Source organism: Croceicoccus pelagius, from assembly GCF_001661915.1.
Classification (GTDB): domain Bacteria; phylum Pseudomonadota; class Alphaproteobacteria; order Sphingomonadales; family Sphingomonadaceae; genus Croceicoccus; species Croceicoccus pelagius.
Genome location: NZ_LYWY01000019.1, coordinates 131,752 through 147,150, shown reverse-complemented (window position 1 = coordinate 147,150; position 15,399 = coordinate 131,752). Strand labels below are relative to the sequence as shown.

At 63.6% G+C, this 15,399-nt stretch carries 17 protein-coding genes; 15 read left to right on the top strand and 2 right to left on the bottom strand.

Features of this window, described 5'->3' with window-relative positions; all coding sequences use genetic code 11:
* The first annotated feature begins 594 nt into the window (after window positions 1-594).
* From A9D15_RS04160 to A9D15_RS04130, 7 genes are all read left to right on the top strand, one after another.
* Window positions 595-1,494: an N-acetylmuramoyl-L-alanine amidase family protein gene (locus A9D15_RS04160; RefSeq protein WP_082924246.1), complete on the top strand. Its 900-nt coding sequence runs from the start codon at window positions 595-597 to the stop codon at window positions 1,492-1,494.
* An 81-nt stretch (window positions 1,495-1,575) separates the two neighbouring features.
* Complete coding sequence (locus A9D15_RS04155; RefSeq protein WP_066762044.1) at window positions 1,576-4,089, top strand: penicillin-binding protein 1A; 2,514 nt, start codon at window positions 1,576-1,578, stop codon at window positions 4,087-4,089.
* 69 nt (window positions 4,090-4,158) lie between these two features.
* Window positions 4,159-4,713 carry a peroxiredoxin gene (locus A9D15_RS04150; protein ID WP_066762042.1) on the top strand — a complete coding sequence of 185 codons (555 nt, stop codon included), beginning with the start codon at window positions 4,159-4,161 and terminating at the stop codon, window positions 4,711-4,713.
* A gap of 118 nt (window positions 4,714-4,831) precedes the next feature.
* The gene (gene prfB / locus A9D15_RS04145) at window positions 4,832-5,959 is read left to right on the top strand and encodes a peptide chain release factor 2 (RefSeq protein ID WP_066762039.1); all 1,128 of its coding nucleotides are present in this window, start codon (window positions 4,832-4,834) and stop codon (window positions 5,957-5,959) included.
* Entirely contained in the window at window positions 5,956-6,759 is an 804-nt protein-coding gene (locus tag A9D15_RS04140; protein WP_082924245.1) for a class I SAM-dependent methyltransferase, read from the top strand. Before prfB ends, A9D15_RS04140 begins: the two co-directional genes overlap by 4 nt.
* Window positions 6,756-8,162, top strand: a complete 1,407-nt coding sequence (locus A9D15_RS04135) for an NAD(P)H-dependent flavin oxidoreductase (protein ID WP_066762037.1) — start codon at window positions 6,756-6,758, stop codon at window positions 8,160-8,162. The genes A9D15_RS04140 and A9D15_RS04135 overlap by 4 nt, the downstream gene beginning before the upstream one ends.
* Window positions 8,162-8,602: a GFA family protein gene (locus A9D15_RS04130; protein ID WP_066762036.1), complete on the top strand. Its 441-nt coding sequence runs from the start codon at window positions 8,162-8,164 to the stop codon at window positions 8,600-8,602. Before A9D15_RS04135 ends, A9D15_RS04130 begins: the two co-directional genes overlap by 1 nt.
* Here A9D15_RS04130 and A9D15_RS04125 read toward each other — a convergent pair.
* Both A9D15_RS04125 and A9D15_RS04120 read right to left on the bottom strand, forming a co-directional pair.
* Entirely contained in the window at window positions 8,592-9,107 is a 516-nt protein-coding gene (locus tag A9D15_RS04125; protein ID WP_066762035.1) for a YkgJ family cysteine cluster protein, read from the bottom strand. The two genes, A9D15_RS04130 and A9D15_RS04125, sit on opposite strands and share 11 nt — an antisense overlap.
* A gap of 16 nt (window positions 9,108-9,123) precedes the next feature.
* Window positions 9,124-10,155 (bottom strand): 2-hydroxyacid dehydrogenase, encoded by a 1,032-nt coding sequence (locus A9D15_RS04120; protein WP_066762033.1) that lies wholly within the window; start codon window positions 10,153-10,155, stop codon window positions 9,124-9,126.
* A 72-nt stretch (window positions 10,156-10,227) separates the two neighbouring features.
* On the opposite strand from A9D15_RS04120, the gene A9D15_RS04115 reads away from it, so the two are divergent.
* From A9D15_RS04115 to A9D15_RS04080, 8 genes are all read left to right on the top strand, one after another.
* Entirely contained in the window at window positions 10,228-10,746 is a 519-nt protein-coding gene (locus A9D15_RS04115) for an SH3 domain-containing protein (RefSeq protein ID WP_229660362.1), read from the top strand.
* A gap of 3 nt (window positions 10,747-10,749) precedes the next feature.
* A complete protein-coding gene (locus A9D15_RS04110; RefSeq protein WP_066762032.1) occupies window positions 10,750-11,502 on the top strand; it encodes a prepilin peptidase in 753 nt (250 codons plus the stop codon).
* A gap of 119 nt (window positions 11,503-11,621) precedes the next feature.
* Entirely contained in the window at window positions 11,622-11,996 is a 375-nt protein-coding gene (locus A9D15_RS04105; protein WP_066762031.1) for an NADH-quinone oxidoreductase subunit A, read from the top strand.
* Window positions 11,987-12,538 (top strand): NuoB/complex I 20 kDa subunit family protein, encoded by a 552-nt coding sequence (locus A9D15_RS04100; RefSeq protein ID WP_066762030.1) that lies wholly within the window; start codon window positions 11,987-11,989, stop codon window positions 12,536-12,538. The genes A9D15_RS04105 and A9D15_RS04100 overlap by 10 nt, the downstream gene beginning before the upstream one ends.
* An 11-nt stretch (window positions 12,539-12,549) precedes the next feature.
* Window positions 12,550-13,413 (top strand): NADH-quinone oxidoreductase subunit C, encoded by an 864-nt coding sequence (locus tag A9D15_RS04095; protein WP_066762029.1) that lies wholly within the window; start codon window positions 12,550-12,552, stop codon window positions 13,411-13,413.
* A complete protein-coding gene (locus tag A9D15_RS04090; RefSeq protein WP_066762028.1) occupies window positions 13,410-13,946 on the top strand; it encodes a hypothetical protein in 537 nt (178 codons plus the stop codon). The genes A9D15_RS04095 and A9D15_RS04090 overlap by 4 nt, the downstream gene beginning before the upstream one ends.
* Window positions 13,943-15,154: an NADH-quinone oxidoreductase subunit D gene (locus A9D15_RS04085; RefSeq protein ID WP_066762027.1), complete on the top strand. Its 1,212-nt coding sequence runs from the start codon at window positions 13,943-13,945 to the stop codon at window positions 15,152-15,154. Before A9D15_RS04090 ends, A9D15_RS04085 begins: the two co-directional genes overlap by 4 nt.
* Complete coding sequence (locus A9D15_RS04080; RefSeq protein WP_066762025.1) at window positions 15,151-15,375, top strand: hypothetical protein; 225 nt, start codon at window positions 15,151-15,153, stop codon at window positions 15,373-15,375. The genes A9D15_RS04085 and A9D15_RS04080 overlap by 4 nt, the downstream gene beginning before the upstream one ends.
* The last annotated feature ends 24 nt before the right edge of the window (window positions 15,376-15,399 follow it).

Genomic DNA, 15,399 nt, shown 5'->3' with positions numbered 1-15,399 from the left:
GGGTGGAGCGGCGGGCCGCTGTGCCGGGGCTGCGCGTCTATTTGTGAAAACGCGCCGATCCGGCCGGGCCCATGGCCCGCCGTTCGGCGCGAAAGCTACGTTGAGGTCGGCAGCACGCAGGACGCGCGTTGCCGGAATTGAAAACTGTGTGTGGGTGGGATCGAAGGCGCGCGCAAGGGCGCTCACGGCGAGAGCAGCGGCCGGCCCGGTGGGCAGGCATTTCACTGCAATCGACGATGTTTCGACCATAAAAACTTACCTATTCATCCGCGCAGCTTCGCGATCGGCACGCAGCTGATTAAACAGCGCGATGCCGCTATACGGGCCTGCCACTCGGCACGCCGGGAGAACATCAGCCCAGGGCGCGACACGGTTTCCTGCCTCCTTCCGAAGGCGCCACTTCCGCCCCGGCGCAAAGGACGCGCATCTTGGGAAGGGCTTGAAAACCGAACGGACCTGACTGTCCCGGTTCGTCGGTGACGCTAGCATCAGTGATCGGCGGCGGCAACAAAAAGCAATACCGCGCGCAACAATCTGAGCATGATGCGGCGGTAATCCTTGCCTGTCCGGCAGCCGCAGGGATAGTCAGCGCCCATGGTCAGGGCGGTAGACAGCGACGACGGCGCGGACGAGGGTCCCAACAGGGGACGTGCCGCGCTACTTGTCGTGGGCGGCGCGATTCTCGGTGCGACGCTCGGCTTCGGCTTCGGTGTCGCATTTCCCGGCGGCGGCGATGCGGTCATCTCGCGCGAATTGCCGGACTTGCAGGCAGCGGAACTGCCGCGGATCGCGGTGTCCGACCGGACAGGGGCGGATGCGCCGCTTGTCGTCATCGACCCCGGACACGGCGGGTTCGACCCGGGTGCCAGCAGTACCGATGGCGCGCGTGAAAAGGACATCGCCCTCGCGCTCGCCACTTCGGTTCGCGATATCCTTCTGGAACTTGGCGGCGTGCGCGTGGCGCTCACTCGCGAGACCGACCGGTTCCTGCCGCTGGAGGAGCGTCCCAGACTGGCCGAAGCGTTGGGCGCGGACGCTTTCGTATCGATCCACGCCGACAGCGCGCCGGTGCCCGAGGCACAGGGGGCGAACGTCTATGTCCTTTCTTCCCGTGCGTCCGACCGTGAGGCGCAGGCTCTCGCCCGTATAGAGAACGAGAGCGCCAGCGGCATCGACCTGCCCGACGGAGCGGACGACGTGGCGCACGTGCTCGCGGACCTGATGCGTCGCGAGACGGCGCTCGCCTCGGTTGGGCTTGCAGCGTCGATAGACGAGGAATCGGCAGGTGCGATGCCCCGGCACGAGCCGTTTCGCCGCTCGGCAAACTTCGTGGTTTTGCGCTCGCCCGAACTTCCCTCGGTCCTGTTCGAGGCCGGTTACCTGACCAATCCCGACGACGCGAAACGGCTTTCCGACCCTGCTACGCGGCAGGCTGTCGCCGAGGCGCTGGCCCGCGCGATACTTGCCGATCTGCTCACTTCGCAGCCGCGCTGACCTTCGCTTGCACACGAAGTTTCAACGCCCTGTCGCCAAGCATCTTTCCACTTCGCAAAAGGCCGTGCTAGGGCAGGGTCGATGACCGTGGGATCGCAATTCGAAACGTACTGGAACCGTGCCCGGGACGACATGTCCGCTCTTGGGACGAACCTTCGCACTCGCTGGCGCGAAAGCCGCCTGTTCCGCTGGTTTTCGGGACTTGCCGCCTTGGGCCTGGTCTTGCTTGTCGGCGGGTACTTCGCGCTTGGCGCGGGTCTGCCGTCGGCCGACCGCCTGCTGACGTATCAGCCGCCGCTTCCCACGATGGTGCGCGGCATCGACGGTGAGATCGTCAACTCCTATGCCCGCGAACGCCGCGTGCAGCTGCGCTATGTCGATTTTCCCAAGCAGCTTCAGGACGCCTTCCTGTCGGCCGAGGACAAGACGTTCTGGAGCCATGGAGGCGTCGATGTCGGCGGTCTTGCCGGTGCAGTCGTCGACTATGTTAGCAAGATGGGTTCGGGCCAACGGGCCAAGGGCGGCTCGACCATTACGCAGCAGGTCGCCAAGAACATTCTTGTGGGTGACGAATACTCGATCACGCGCAAGCTCAAGGAAATGATCCTTGCCCGCCGCATCGAAGGCGTGCTGACGAAGGAACAGATCCTGGAGCTCTATCTCAACGAAATTCCGCTGGGCCGTCAGAGCTTCGGCGTACAGGCCGCAAGCCGCGCCTATTTCGACAAGGACGTCGCCGATCTCGACCTTAACGAGGCGGCCTTCCTCGCAATTCTGCCCAAGGCGCCTGAACGTTATGGTCGCGCCAAGTATGCCGATATGGCGCTTGAGCGCCGGAACTACGTGCTCGAACAGATGGTCGATAATGGCTGGGCGACTCGAGCCGAAGTGGAAGAGGCCAAGGCGAAGCCACTAGGGCTCGTGCCGCGCCGCATTGCCAGTTACGACCCCGCAGGCGGGTATTTCGTCGAGGAAGTACGGCGCCGTCTGATTGACCGCTTCGGTGAAACCGCCGACGATGGCGAGAACTCGGTCTATGCCGGCGGCCTCTGGGTTCGCACCTCGCTCGACATGGAATTGCAGGAAGCGGCCCGCGCCGCGCTCCGTGCCGGCCTGCTGCGCTATCACAGCGGCAAGGGCTGGAGCGGCCCGATCGCCAAGATCAACATGGACGAGAACTGGCAGACCCAGCTTATCGTTTCGAACCTCGCCATCGACTACGAAGACTGGAAGGTTGGCGTCGTTACCGAGCGTAGTGGCAACAGCGCGCGCATCGGCTTTACCGATGGCGAGACTTATCCGCTCTCGAATCTGCCCGACAATTTGAAGGCGGGCGATGTCATTACCGCTGCGCCCAAGAACAAGTCCGAATGGGTCGTGCGCACCGTGCCGACCGTTTCGGGCGGCCTCGTCGTCGAAAATCCGCGCAATGGCCGCGTCCTGGCCATGCAGGGCGGTTTCGATGCGCGTCTCGGTTCGTTCAACCGCGCTACGCAGGCGGAGCGTCAGCCGGGTTCGACCATCAAGCCCTTCGTCTATGCCACGGGACTTGATCAGGGCATGACGCCGGCAACGCTCGTCAACGACGGGCCGTTCTGCGTCTGGCAAGGTGCGGGTCTTGGCGAGAAGTGCTTCCGCAACTTCGGCAATTCGCGCGGGGCAGGGGACCAGACGATGCGCTGGGGCCTTGAGCAGTCGCGCAACCTTATGACGATCCATATCGCCAACGATGCAGGCATGGACAATGTCACCGACACGTTCCGCCGCGTCGGCATCGGCGATTATCAGAACTACCTGTCCTTCGCGCTTGGCGCTGGCGACACGACCGTCGCCAAGATGGTCAACGCCTATTCCGCGCTGGCCAACCTTGGTCGCCAGTATGACCAGACAGTCATCGACTATGTCCAGAACCGCGACGGCAAGGTCATCTGGAAGGCCGACAAGCGCCGCTGCGAGGTCTGCAACGCAGATGACTGGGACGGCAAGGCCATGCCGCGCCTCGCGCCTGCGGGCAAACAGGTGCTCGATGCCGGCACGGCATATCAGGTCGTCCACATGCTGGAAGGCGTCGTGACGCGCGGTACCGCCGTGCGCCTGCGCAGCCTCGAACTGCCGATCTTCGGCAAGACGGGTACGACTTCGGGCCCGACCAATGCCTGGTTCGTGGGCGGTTCTGCCGATCTGGTGGCCGGCGTCTATGTCGGCTTCGACCAGCCGCGCAACCTTGGTGGCTGGGTGCAGGGCGGCAATACCGCCGGCCCAATCATCAAGCAGCTGATCGAGGAAACGAAGAGCCGCTGGCCGACGACGCCTGTTCGCGCCCCCAAGGACATTCGCATGGTGCGCATCGACCGACGTTCGGGCAAGCGCGTCTTCGATGGCTGGCCGACGAACGAGTGGACGCCCGCGATCATCTGGGAAGCGTTCAAGCCTGACAGCGAACCGCGCCGTTCACTCGACCGCCAGACGCTGGAAGAGCGCCGCAACGCCGCGATTGCCGCGCTTCGTGCCGCAACCGAGGAACGCGCCGTCCAGAAGCGTGGGCCGCGCCGGATCGACGACACCTTCCTCGAGGACCAGGGCGGCATCTATTGATTGCCTGCATTGTTGCAGTGCACTGTCAGGCAATGGACTTTCGCTGCAGCAAGCCCCATTGAAGGCTCCATGAAAAAGCTCGCTCTCTCCCTCGTCGTGGCGGCTGCCGCCATTGGCGCGACCATAGCCGTTCCTGCCAGTGCCGCGCTGAAGAAAGGGGCCGAGGCGCCCCTGTTCACGACTTCGGGTGCGCTGGCCGGCAAGTCCTTCCGCTTCGACCTGAACGAGGCGCTGAAGAAGGGCCCGGTCGTGCTCTACTTCTATCCCAAGGCGTTCACGCAGGGGTGCACACTGGAAGCGCACGCCTTTGCCGAGGCGATGGACGAGTTCCGCGCAGCGGGCGCGCAGGTTGTTGGTATGTCCAACGACGACATCGAGACGCTCAAGAAGTTCTCGACCGAGGCGTGCCGGGACGAGTTTCCCGTGGCCCGCGCGACACCCGGCCTGATCCGCGCCTATGACGTCGCATTGAAGCGCGAAGGCGTGCCGACCGGGCTGACCGATCGCACATCCTATGTCATCGGCACCGACGGCCGCATCGTCATGGTCCATTCCGATCTCGACTGGCGCGAACACGTTTCGAAGACGCTGGCGGCGGTAAAGGCGATGAAGCGCAAGGGCTGACCCGCGTTCGGTCCCACGTCGGGGACAGCATTGCCGCTGCGGCTCTTTTGCGACAGCACCCACTTTCCACATCGGACCCGCTGGGCTAAGCGGACCGCCGACTTACGGAGAATTCACCATGCGTGCCGAAGGGCAGGCCCATATTGACCGCATCGAAGCGGCACTTGCACTCATCCGCCGATCGCTGGACTGGGACGCCGCGCTGCGTCGTCTGGACGAGCTTAACGCACGCGTCGAGGACCCGACCTTGTGGGATAATCCCAAGGGTGCGGAAGAAGTGATGCGTGAGCGTGGCCGACTCGAAACCTCGATCCGTGCGGTGCAGGCGATCTCGGCCGAAATGGCCGATGCGATCGAATTCGTCGAAATGGGCGAGGCCGAGGGCGACGAAGATATCGTCGGCGAAGGCATCGCGACGCTTGCCTCGCTGGTCGAGCGGGCCGACCGCGACAAGGTCGGCGCCCTGCTTTCGGGCGAGGCGGACGGCTACGACACCTACCTTGAAGTCCATGCAGGTGCCGGCGGCACGGAAAGCCAGGACTGGGCCGAGATGCTACAGCGCATGTATTCGCGTTGGGCCGAACGGCGCGGCTACAAGGTCGAGCTGGTCGAATACCAGGCGGGCGAACAGGCGGGCATCAAGTCCGCGACCCTGCTGATCAAGGGCGAGAACGCCTACGGCTATGCCAAGACGGAAAGCGGCGTTCACCGCCTCGTCCGCATCAGCCCATACGACAGCTCGGCCCGTCGCCACACCTCGTTCAGCTCGGTCTGGGTCTATCCGGTGATCGATGACGACATCGAGATCGAGATCAATCCAGCGGACCTGAAGATCGATACGTATCGCGCTTCGGGCGCGGGCGGACAGCACGTCAACACGACCGACTCCGCCGTTCGCATCACCCACCAGCCGACCGGTATCGTGGTGGCCAGCCAGAACGACCGTTCGCAGCACAAGAACCGCGCCACCGCGATGAACATGCTGAAGGCGCGGCTATACGAGAAGGAACTGGCAGAGCGTGAGGCCGCGGCCTCGGGTGAATACCAGGCCAAGACCGAGATCGGTTGGGGGCACCAGATCCGCTCCTACGTGCTGCAGCCGTATCAGCAGGTGAAGGACCTGCGTACCGGCCATGTATCGACGAACCCGGGCGATGTTCTCGACGGCGCGCTCGACCCGTTCATCACCGCCGCCCTCGCGCAGCGCGTGACAGGCGAGGAAGTCGAAGTGGAAGACGTGGATTGATCGCCTCCCGCGCCTTGTCTGCCGCGCTTGTCCTGACGGCCTCTCTCACCCTTTCCGGGTGCGACATCACGGCGGCCGGTGACAAGCGGGCGGCCACCGCGCGCGATTTTCCGCAGCCTGACCGGCCCGTCTCGAAAACGACCAGCAACCAGGTCGCCACCGAACGTTCGCGCGATGACCGCAAGGAAGCCGCGACCGTCATGGATCTTGCCAACATCGGCGAGGGGATGACCGTGGCCGACATCGGCGCGGGCGAAGGGTACTACACCACGCGGCTTGCCGAACGGGTTGGCGCGCGTGGCCGCGTCCTGGCGCAGGACATCGATCCCGAAGTGCTGGATCGGCTTGGCGCGCGTGTGCAGCGCGAACGGCTCGACAACGTGTCGATCGCGCGCGGGTCCGAGGATGATCCCAAGCTGCCCGAAAACAGCTTCGACCGCATTTTCCTGGTCCACATGTACCACGAGGTTTCCGAGCCCTATGCCTTCCTGTGGCGGCTCCGTCCGGCGCTGAAGGACAAGGGGCAGGTAATCGTGGTCGACACCGACCGGCCAACGGATTCGCACGGAATTCCGCCGGTTCTGCTATTCTGTGAATTCGAGGCGGTGGGCTTTCGCCTTGCCGCCTTCATCCGCCGGCCGGAACTGGCCGGTTATTACGCGCGGTTCGAGGCCGAGGGTTCTCGCCCCGATCCGCAGGATATCGAGGCTTGCCAACAGGATGTGGCAGCCGGGACCGATATCGAGAGACACCTGGGCAGCCTTGATGGCGCGCCCGAAACCGGGACGGTAAGCACATGAGTTTCAAGGGGTTGCAGCCCATCAATTACGGCGGCAAAGAAGTCTGGCCGCTGATCGAGGGCGGCAAGGGCGTGTCGGCCACGAACCACATGAGTTCGGGGGCCTGGGCAGCGGCAGGCGGCATCGGCACGGTCAGCGCGGTGAACGCCGACAGCTACGACGCCGAGGGCAAGATTATCCCGCAGGTCTACGAACAGCTGACCCGCAAGGAACGGCACGAGCAGTTGATCCGCTACGCCATTGACGGCGGCGTGGAACAGGTGAAGCGCGCCCACGAGATTTCAAACGGGCATGGCGCGATCAACATCAACGTCCTGTGGGAAATGGGCGGTGCTCAGGCGGTTCTCGAAGGTATCCTCGAACAGACCGAGGGCCTCGTCACCGGCGTGACCTGCGGTGCGGGCATGCCCTACAAGTTGGCCGAGATCGCGCAGCGCTACAACGTCTGCTACCTGCCGATCATCTCCTCGGCCCGCGCCTTCCGCGCTCTGTGGAAGCGTTCCTATTCGAAAGTTCCGGAACTGATGGCCGCCGTGGTCTATGAAGACCCGTGGCTGGCCGGTGGGCACAACGGCCTGTCGAACGCGGAAAACCCGCGTGAGCCGCAGGACCCCTATCCCCGCGTTGCCGAACTGCGCGCGACGATGCGCAAGGAAGGCGTTTCGGAAGAGACCGCCATCGTCATGGCCGGCGGCGTCTGGTTCCTGCGCGAGTGGGAGAACTGGATCGACAATCCGGAAATCGGCAAGATCGCGTTCCAGTTCGGCACGCGCCCGCTGCTGACGCAGGAAAGCCCGATCCCGCAGGGCTGGAAAGACGCGCTTCGCAACCTGGAGCCAGGCGACGTCCTGCTGCACAAGTTTTCGCCGACGGGCTTCTATTCCTCGGCCATTCGTAATCCGTTCCTGCGCAATCTCGAAGCGCGGTCGGAGCGTCAGATTCCCTACTCGCGTGTCGAGGCGGGCGATCACACAGCGCAGCTCGACGTCGGCGTGAAGGGCAAGAACTTCTGGGTCACCGAACACGATCGCGACCGCGCACGTGGCTGGGCGTCCGAAGGGTTCGAAACCGCTCTCAAAACGCCTGACGACACGGTCGTCTTCGTGACGCCGGAAGAGCGTGAGACGATCCGCAAGGACCAGGCCGACTGCATGGGTTGCCTGTCGCACTGCGGTTTCTCATCGTGGAAGGATCATGACGACTACACCACGGGCCGTCTTGCCGATCCGCGCAGCTTCTGCATCCAGAAAACACTCCAGGACATTGCCCACGGCGGTCCGGTGGACGAAAACCTCGCCTTTGCTGGCCATGCGGCATACCGCTTCAAACAGGACCCGTTCTATTCCAACGGCTATACGCCGACGGTGAAGGAGCTTGTTGAGCGTATTCTGACCGGCGATTGATGCCCGAAACCGACTTTCGCGATGTGACCGGCGCCTGCCATTGCGGCGGCGTCGGCTTCGTGGCGAAAGTCGATCTGGCGAGCGCGCGGCGCTGCAACTGCTCGCTGTGCCGAATGCGCGGTGCCGTAGCGTTGAGCGCGGATCTGGCCGATTTCACGGTGACGCGCGGGGAAGGGCTCCTGACGCTCTACACCTTCAACACCGGTGCCGCGAAGCACTACTTCTGTTCGAAGTGCGGCATCTACACGCATCACCAGCGGCGATCGAACCCGCATCAATTTGGCGTCAATGTCGCCTGCATCGACGGGATGAGCCCTTTCGATTTTGCCGAAATCGCAGTGATGGACGGTGTGCTGCATCCCAACGATGGGGGAGGCGGCATCGTCGGCATGCTCCGCTACACGCCGACTCAATCCGCCGGTCGCGAACCTACGAACTGATTTTCAGATCATCCGGGTCGGCATAGACCCGCTCCTCCCCGCGGCGGAAATGTCGGTCGAGGTAGCGATTAATGCTCTCGATCCCGAGGTTGAGCAGCGCCGTCGCCATCGCGTCGGCGCCTGCCAGCCGGTCATCGGCCCACTGCGCGCGAAGTTGCTGGTAGCTGCGCGGATCGTGCTTCGCGAGGTCCGCGAACATTGCGCGCACAGTGGCGACGCGGGCCTGCGCCACGTCCAGCGCGATTTCTCCGGCATCCAGTTCTCGCAAGGTCGGGCACCGGAAGTCGGAGCAGGTCTCGGGCCTCTGCGCGTAGATCGTGCAGCGCGTACCTTTCAGCATCGGGCAGGGCTGGTCGAAATCGTAATTGTCGTCTTCACAAGGCGTCAGCACGACACCCAGATCGTGCAGCCGGTCAGCGTCTTCCTCGACGATCTCGACCGTGCCGAACAGGCTGCCATCGCAGCATAGCCCGCAATTTGCGCAAAGTCCGGCGGCAAGGACCATCGGGTCCGCTCCCGCTTCAAGCCCAACCTTCGAGCACCCAGTCCAGTGGGCGATGTCCATCGGCCCAGGTGCGGATATTGGCGATTACGCGCTCACCCGATGCCGCACGGCCTTCCTCGGTCGCGCTACCGAGGTGGGGCTGGGTAATTACGTTGGGATGATCGATTAGGCGCTGGTCGACTTGCGGTTCATCCGGAAAGACGTCGAGGCCTGCGCCGAACAGTTTGCCACAATAGAGCGCGTCGATCATCGCCTCATAGTCGATCAATTCACCGCGAGCGGTGTTGATGATGACCGAGCTGTCTTTCATCAGTCCGAAGCCGCGTGCATCGATCAGGTCGTGCGTTGCTGAAGTCGCAGGGCAATGCAGGGTCACGATGTCGGACCGTTCCAGCAATGCATCGAGCGTCGGGATATATTCCGCCCCCAGCATCCGTTCCAGCGCTTCGGGCAGGCGGTGGCGGTTGTGATAGACGACTTGCATGCCGAAGGCGCGGGCGCGGTGGGCGACGGCCTGCCCGATGCGACCCATGCCGACGATGCCCAGTACCTTGTCTGCCAGCTTGCGTCCCAGCATCGCCGATGGTGCCCAGCCGGTCCATTCCTTGCGGCGGACAAGGCGCGTGCCTTCGCGCATCCGGCGCATTACGCCGATAATCAGCGCGATCGTCATGTCGGCGGTGTCTTCGGTGAAGACGCCCGGCGTATTGGTGATCATGATCCCCTTGGCGCGAGCGGCCTTGAGATCGATATGATCGGTGCCCGCGCCGAAATTGGCGATCAGCTTAAGCGACGGACCGGCATTGGCGATCAGTTCACCGTCGATATGGTCGGTCACCGTCGGCACCAGCACGTCGATGTTCTGCATCAGCGCAGCCATCTCGTCACGCGAAAGTGGCCTGTCCTCGCGGTTCAGCTTCGCGTCGAACAATTCTTCCATGCGCGTTTCGATGGAAGGGAGGAGGTGGCGGGTGACCCCGACGCGGGCTTTGCCCTCGATACGGCGGGTCTCGGTGCTCGACAGGCTGGTCTCGGTGCGATTGGGCATGGAAACCGCGCTACGTCCACAGGCGGGGGCTGGTCAAGCGTCCGAGCTTGCTAGTGGGCGCGGCGGGGCGCTATGCGCAAGATCCTGTCACTTGTTTCGCGCACCGGAGTTTCCATGCCGCGCCATTCGCTTACCGGGCCGATCTGCGCCGCTATCGTCAGCCTTGCCATCGCCGCGCCCGCCCATGCCGAGGATGAGGTGCCCTATTGGGTCTCGCTCCGCGCGGACGAGGCCAACATGCGCGTCGGGCCGAGCGAAGCCTACCCTATCGAATGGGTTTATCAGCGTGCGGGCCTGCCACTCAAAGTCGTGCGCAAGATGAGCGGTTGGCGACTGGTCGAAGATCCCGACGGTGCGCGGGGCTGGATCGTCTCGCGCTTCCTGAGTCTGGAACGCAGCGCGATCGTCACCGGCGAGGAACCGTCCGCCATCCGCGCGGAACCTTCGTCAGGCGCCTCGCTGCTCTGGCGCGCCGAACCGGGCGTGGTCGTCACGCTAGGCGACTGCAAGTCGGGCTGGTGCAAAGTCACGATCGGGGAAAAGTCGGGGTGGATGGACGAAGGCAGCCTCTGGGGCGACGGCGAACCCTGATCCGTGGACTGGCCGTGGGTTCTTTGCGGCGCGGGGCTGGGGCTGCTCGTCGGTAGTTTCATCGGCGCCGTCGCCATGCGGCTTCCCCGCGATGAAGGCATCGTAACCGGCAGGTCGAAGTGCGACGGATGCGGCCGCGTTCTGGCGGTACGTGATCTCCTGCCGGTCATTTCCTACCTTTTTGCGCGGGGGCGCTGCCGGGCATGCGGCGCTACGATCGACACGCAGCATTTGCTGGCGGAATTGGGCGGGGCGCTCATCGGCGGCGCTGCCGTGGCGCTTGGTGCGGACTGGCTCGATGCACTGACTACGGCGATTTTCGGTTGGCAGCTCTTGCTGTTGGCATTGCTCGACGGGAGGCATTTTTGGCTTCCCACGCGGCTCGTCGCGCTGCTGGCGGTCAGTTCGGTGCTGGTGACGATCTCCGCCGACGAATGGCAGGAGGTCGCGCTCAACCAGATAGCGGGCGGTGCGCTCGGTTTCGCGCTGCTCGCTGCTTCCGCGCTTGGCTATCGCTGGCTCCGCGGGCGGGAAGGACTGGGCAAGGCAGATCCCTGGCTGCTCGGCGCGATCGGGCTCTGGCTCGGCATGTTTGGCGTGATCGCGACTCTCCTGCTGGCAGCGCTCGCCGGAATTGCGGCGGCAATCGTCCTGAGACTCGCGGGGGAGGACGTGGATTCGCAGTCGGCCCTGCCGCTCGGCCTGTTTCTCGCGCTGGCCGGAATCGCGGTCCGAATGGTCGGTTTGCCCCTCTAGAAAGTGGTTTCAGACGAAAGGGGTAGGGGACTTTGGCCAAGGTCCCCCTTGCGCGTCGCCTGACAGATGCCTAGGGCGCTTCTCGCAACCGCAACGCGCCAAAGCAAAGCGAGTCTGTCTTGGTCGACCTATCGCAATATCTTCCGATCCTGATGTTCCTTGGGGTCGCAGTGGCCCTCTCGGCACTCTTCGTGTTCCTACCGATGGGCGTTTCCCGCCTGACCGGAACGCACAACCCGGATGCCGAGAAGAACTCGGAATACGAATGCGGCTTCCCCGCGTTCGAGGATCCGCGCAGCCAGTTCGACGTGCGTTTCTACCTCGTCGCCATCCTGTTCATCATCTTCGATCTCGAAGCGGCGTTCCTGTTTCCCTGGGCCGTCAGCCTCGATCTGACCGGATGGCCGGGCTGGATCACGATGATGGTGTTCCTCGGTGAACTCGTCGTCGGCTTTGCCTACGCATGGAAAAAGGGAGCCCTGGAATGGGAGTGAACGAAACCCTCGTCCCCGCGGCCCAGCCCGGAGAGGTCCGCCAGCCGGACCAGGACTATTTCCACGCGCTTCAGACCGAGGTGAACGACAAGGGCTTCCTCGTCACCAGCACCGAGGAACTGTTTCAGTGGGCCCGCACCGGTTCGCTGTGGTGGATGACGTTCGGCCTTGCCTGTTGTGCGGTCGAGATGATCCACGTGAACATGCCGCGTTATGATATGGAACGCTTCGGCGTCGCCCCGCGCGCTTCGCCGCGCCAGTCGGACGTGATGATCGTCGCCGGAACCTTGTGCAACAAGATGGCTCCGGCCCTGCGCAAGGTCTACGACCAGATGTCGGATCCGAAGTACGTGATCTCGATGGGTTCGTGCGCCAATGGCGGCGGCTACTACCACTATTCGTATTCGGTCGTGCGCGGCTGCGATCGCATCGTGCCGGTCGACATCTATGTGCCTGGCTGCCCGCCGACTGCAGAAGCGCTGCTTTACGGCGTGATGCAGCTTCAGCGTAAGATCCGCCGCGTCGGCACGGTTTCTCGGTAAGGGACAAGGACATGGCTGTTCTCCATTCCGCACCGAAGTATGCCTCGAACGAAGGCGTTGCCGACGCGGTCAAGGCCGCGCTGGACGGTGCCGTCGCCTCGACGCATGAAGAGCATGGCGAAATTCTGCTCACCGTGGTCCGCGAAAAGCTGGCCGACGCAATGCTTAGCCTTCGTGACGATCACGAATACCAGCAGCTGATGGAAATCGCGGGCGTCGACTATCCGGGCCGGGCAGAGCGGTTCGAAGTCTGCTACTGCCTGCTTTCGGTCACGAAGAACCACCGTCTGATCGTCAAGGTCTCGACTGATGAGGCGACGCCGGTTCCCAGCGTGACGTCGATCTGGCCGAACGCCGGCTGGCTCGAGCGTGAGGTTTTCGACCTTTACGGCGTGCTGTTCGCCGGCAACGACGACCTTCGCCGCATTCTTACCGACTACGGGTTCGAAGGGCATCCTTTCCGCAAGGACTTCCCGCTGACGGGCCATGTCGAACTGCGTTATTCCGAACAGGAAAAGCGCGTCGTCTATGAACCGGTCGAACTGGCGCAGGATTTCCGCAGCTTCGACTTCATGAGCCCGTGGGAAGGCGCCGATTACGTGCTTCCCGGCGACGAAAAGGCGGTTGAGCAGGCTGCTCCGCCGCCGGTCGACAAGCCGCAGACAACGGACAAGCCGTCCGATACCGGCGCAGGCGCCAAGACCGACGCGAAGGCTGCCGAGAAGGTCAGCGCCGGTGCCCCTGCCGAAGAAGAGGGCGGCAAGGAACCGGAAGAGCCTGAGGCCACCGAAGACCGGCCCGCACGCAAGCCCCGCAAGGGCAAGGTGCAGGACACGCCCGCATCGACCGAAGTGAAGAAGGAAGAAGGCGAATGAAACTGCGTATCGCACTTCTCTGCGCGCTTGCCGTTTCGGCCTGCAGCCAGCCTGCCGAAGAGCCTGTCGCGGTCGAGACCGAGAAGGTCCAGACGAGCTTCGCGCCCGACGAGGCCCGCCTCGACGAAACGCTTCCCGGTGCCGGCAGTGAATATGCCTACGCCGAACTTCTCGCGCTCGAGCCCGATGACGGCGTCGTAATCGCCGAGAGCACGAAGGGCGCAGGTTTCTGCACTTTCACCGAGGAAGGTGGCCGCGTGCTGCTTTCGGCCGGTGCTCCGACCGAAGAGGAAAAGGCCGGTGCCGCCGTTGTGCGTCCCAACGGCCAGCCTGCGGCTGCGCTCTACGCGCAGGCGGACGGCAGCGAGTACATCACCACCGGCCCGATCTTCGTACGCGAAGCCGCCGACGGTGTGATCGGCATGACCGCCACCATCGTGAAGGCTGACGACACCGGTTCAGCAACCTTGACGTTCGAAGTGCCGGATGGCGAGCGTGCGCCCTACAACGGAACCTGGAGCTGTCAGGGATGACGATGCAGCTCGAACAGTCGCCGACCACCGGCGATGAAGTGATCACAAACTACACGATCAACTTCGGCCCGCAGCACCCCGCGGCGCACGGCGTTCTACGCATGGTGATGGAGCTTGACGGCGAAATCATCGAACGCGTCGATCCGCACGTCGGCCTGCTGCATCGCGGCACAGAGAAGCTGATCGAATACAAGACGTACCTGCAGGCGCTGCCCTATTTCGACCGGCTCGACTATTGCTCGCCGTTGGCGCAGGAATACAGCTACGTCCTGGCGATCGAAAAGATGCTGAACGTTGAGGTGCCGGAGCGGGCGCAGTACCTTCGCGTGCTGTTTGCCGAGCTTACCCGCATCTGTAACCACATGCTGAACCTTGGTTCGCACGTCATGGACGTCGGCGCGATGACGCCGAACCTGTGGATGTTCGAACTGCGCGAAGACTGCCTGAACTTTTTCGAGCGCGCATCCGGCGCGCGTATGCACAGCGCGTGGTTCCGTCCCGGCGGCGTCCATCAGGACGTGCCGTTGAAGTTGCTGACCGACATCGGCGACTGGGTCGACGGACGCCTGCCCGAACTTTTCGGCGACGCGATGAGCCTTGTGACCGGCAACCGCATCTTCAAGCAGCGCAATGTCGATATCGCGCATGTTTCTAAGGAAGATGCGCTGGCATGGGGCTTTTCCGGCCCGATGATCCGCGCCGCCGGTATCCCTTGGGACCTTCGTAAGAGCCAGCCCTACGACGTCTATGACCGCATGGACTTCGAGATTCCGGTCGGCACGAACTCGGACTGCTACGACCGCTTCATGGTTCGCGTGCAGGAAGTCTACCAGTCCGCCAAGATCATCAAGCAGTGCATCGCTGAAATGCCCGAAGGGCCGATCGCGAGCCTCGACCGTAAGGTCAGCCCGCCCAAGCGCGGCGAGATGAAGAGTTCGATGGAAGCGCTTATCCATCACTTCAAGCTCTATACCGAAGGTTTCCACGTGCCTGCGGGCGAAGTCTATGTCGCGACCGAAAGCCCCAAGGGCGAGTTCGGCGTCTATCTGGTCTCGGACGGCTCGAACAAGCCGTACCGCTGCAAGATCCGGCCCACCGCGTTCAGCCACCTTCAGGCGATGGACATGATGTGCAAGGGCCACATGCTGCCCGACGCAACCGCCATCCTCGGCGCCATCGACGTCGTGTTCGGGGAGTGCGACCGGTGACCCTGACTTCGAACCAGCAGTTGAGCGTTCTGGCCTCGGCAACAGGCCTCGTACTCATCGCGTTCTATTTGATCACGCTCTACCTCGGTATCGACACGGTAGCCTGGTTGCCCGACATGGTCGCCGGGATCGCCGGTTTCGAACTTGCGATGTTCGGGCAGGGCCAGTGGACAGCGTTCCGCCGCCGCCGTACCAACCGACGGGGAGGCGAACGTGGCTGATGCTGCCGTGATCGACCGGACCGC

Coding starts and splice junctions, on each gene's coding strand:
- A9D15_RS04155 (WP_066762044.1), top strand. CDS start 1,576: ATGACCGTGGGATCGCAATTCGAAACGTACTGGAACCGTGCCCGGGAC.
- A9D15_RS04090 (WP_066762028.1), top strand. CDS start 13,410: ATGAAACTGCGTATCGCACTTCTCTGCGCGCTTGCCGTTTCGGCCTGC.
- A9D15_RS04120 (WP_066762033.1), bottom strand. CDS start 10,155: ATGCCCAATCGCACCGAGACCAGCCTGTCGAGCACCGAGACCCGCCGT.
- A9D15_RS04100 (WP_066762030.1), top strand. CDS start 11,987: ATGGGAGTGAACGAAACCCTCGTCCCCGCGGCCCAGCCCGGAGAGGTC.
- A9D15_RS04135 (WP_066762037.1), top strand. CDS start 6,756: ATGAGTTTCAAGGGGTTGCAGCCCATCAATTACGGCGGCAAAGAAGTC.
- A9D15_RS04160 (WP_082924246.1), top strand. CDS start 595: ATGGTCAGGGCGGTAGACAGCGACGACGGCGCGGACGAGGGTCCCAAC.
- A9D15_RS04095 (WP_066762029.1), top strand. CDS start 12,550: ATGGCTGTTCTCCATTCCGCACCGAAGTATGCCTCGAACGAAGGCGTT.
- A9D15_RS04130 (WP_066762036.1), top strand. CDS start 8,162: ATGCCCGAAACCGACTTTCGCGATGTGACCGGCGCCTGCCATTGCGGC.
- A9D15_RS04085 (WP_066762027.1), top strand. CDS start 13,943: ATGACGATGCAGCTCGAACAGTCGCCGACCACCGGCGATGAAGTGATC.
- prfB (WP_066762039.1), top strand. CDS start 4,832: ATGCGTGCCGAAGGGCAGGCCCATATTGACCGCATCGAAGCGGCACTT.
- A9D15_RS04115 (WP_229660362.1), top strand. CDS start 10,228: ATGCGCAAGATCCTGTCACTTGTTTCGCGCACCGGAGTTTCCATGCCG.
- A9D15_RS04150 (WP_066762042.1), top strand. CDS start 4,159: ATGAAAAAGCTCGCTCTCTCCCTCGTCGTGGCGGCTGCCGCCATTGGC.
- A9D15_RS04125 (WP_066762035.1), bottom strand. CDS start 9,107: ATGGTCCTTGCCGCCGGACTTTGCGCAAATTGCGGGCTATGCTGCGAT.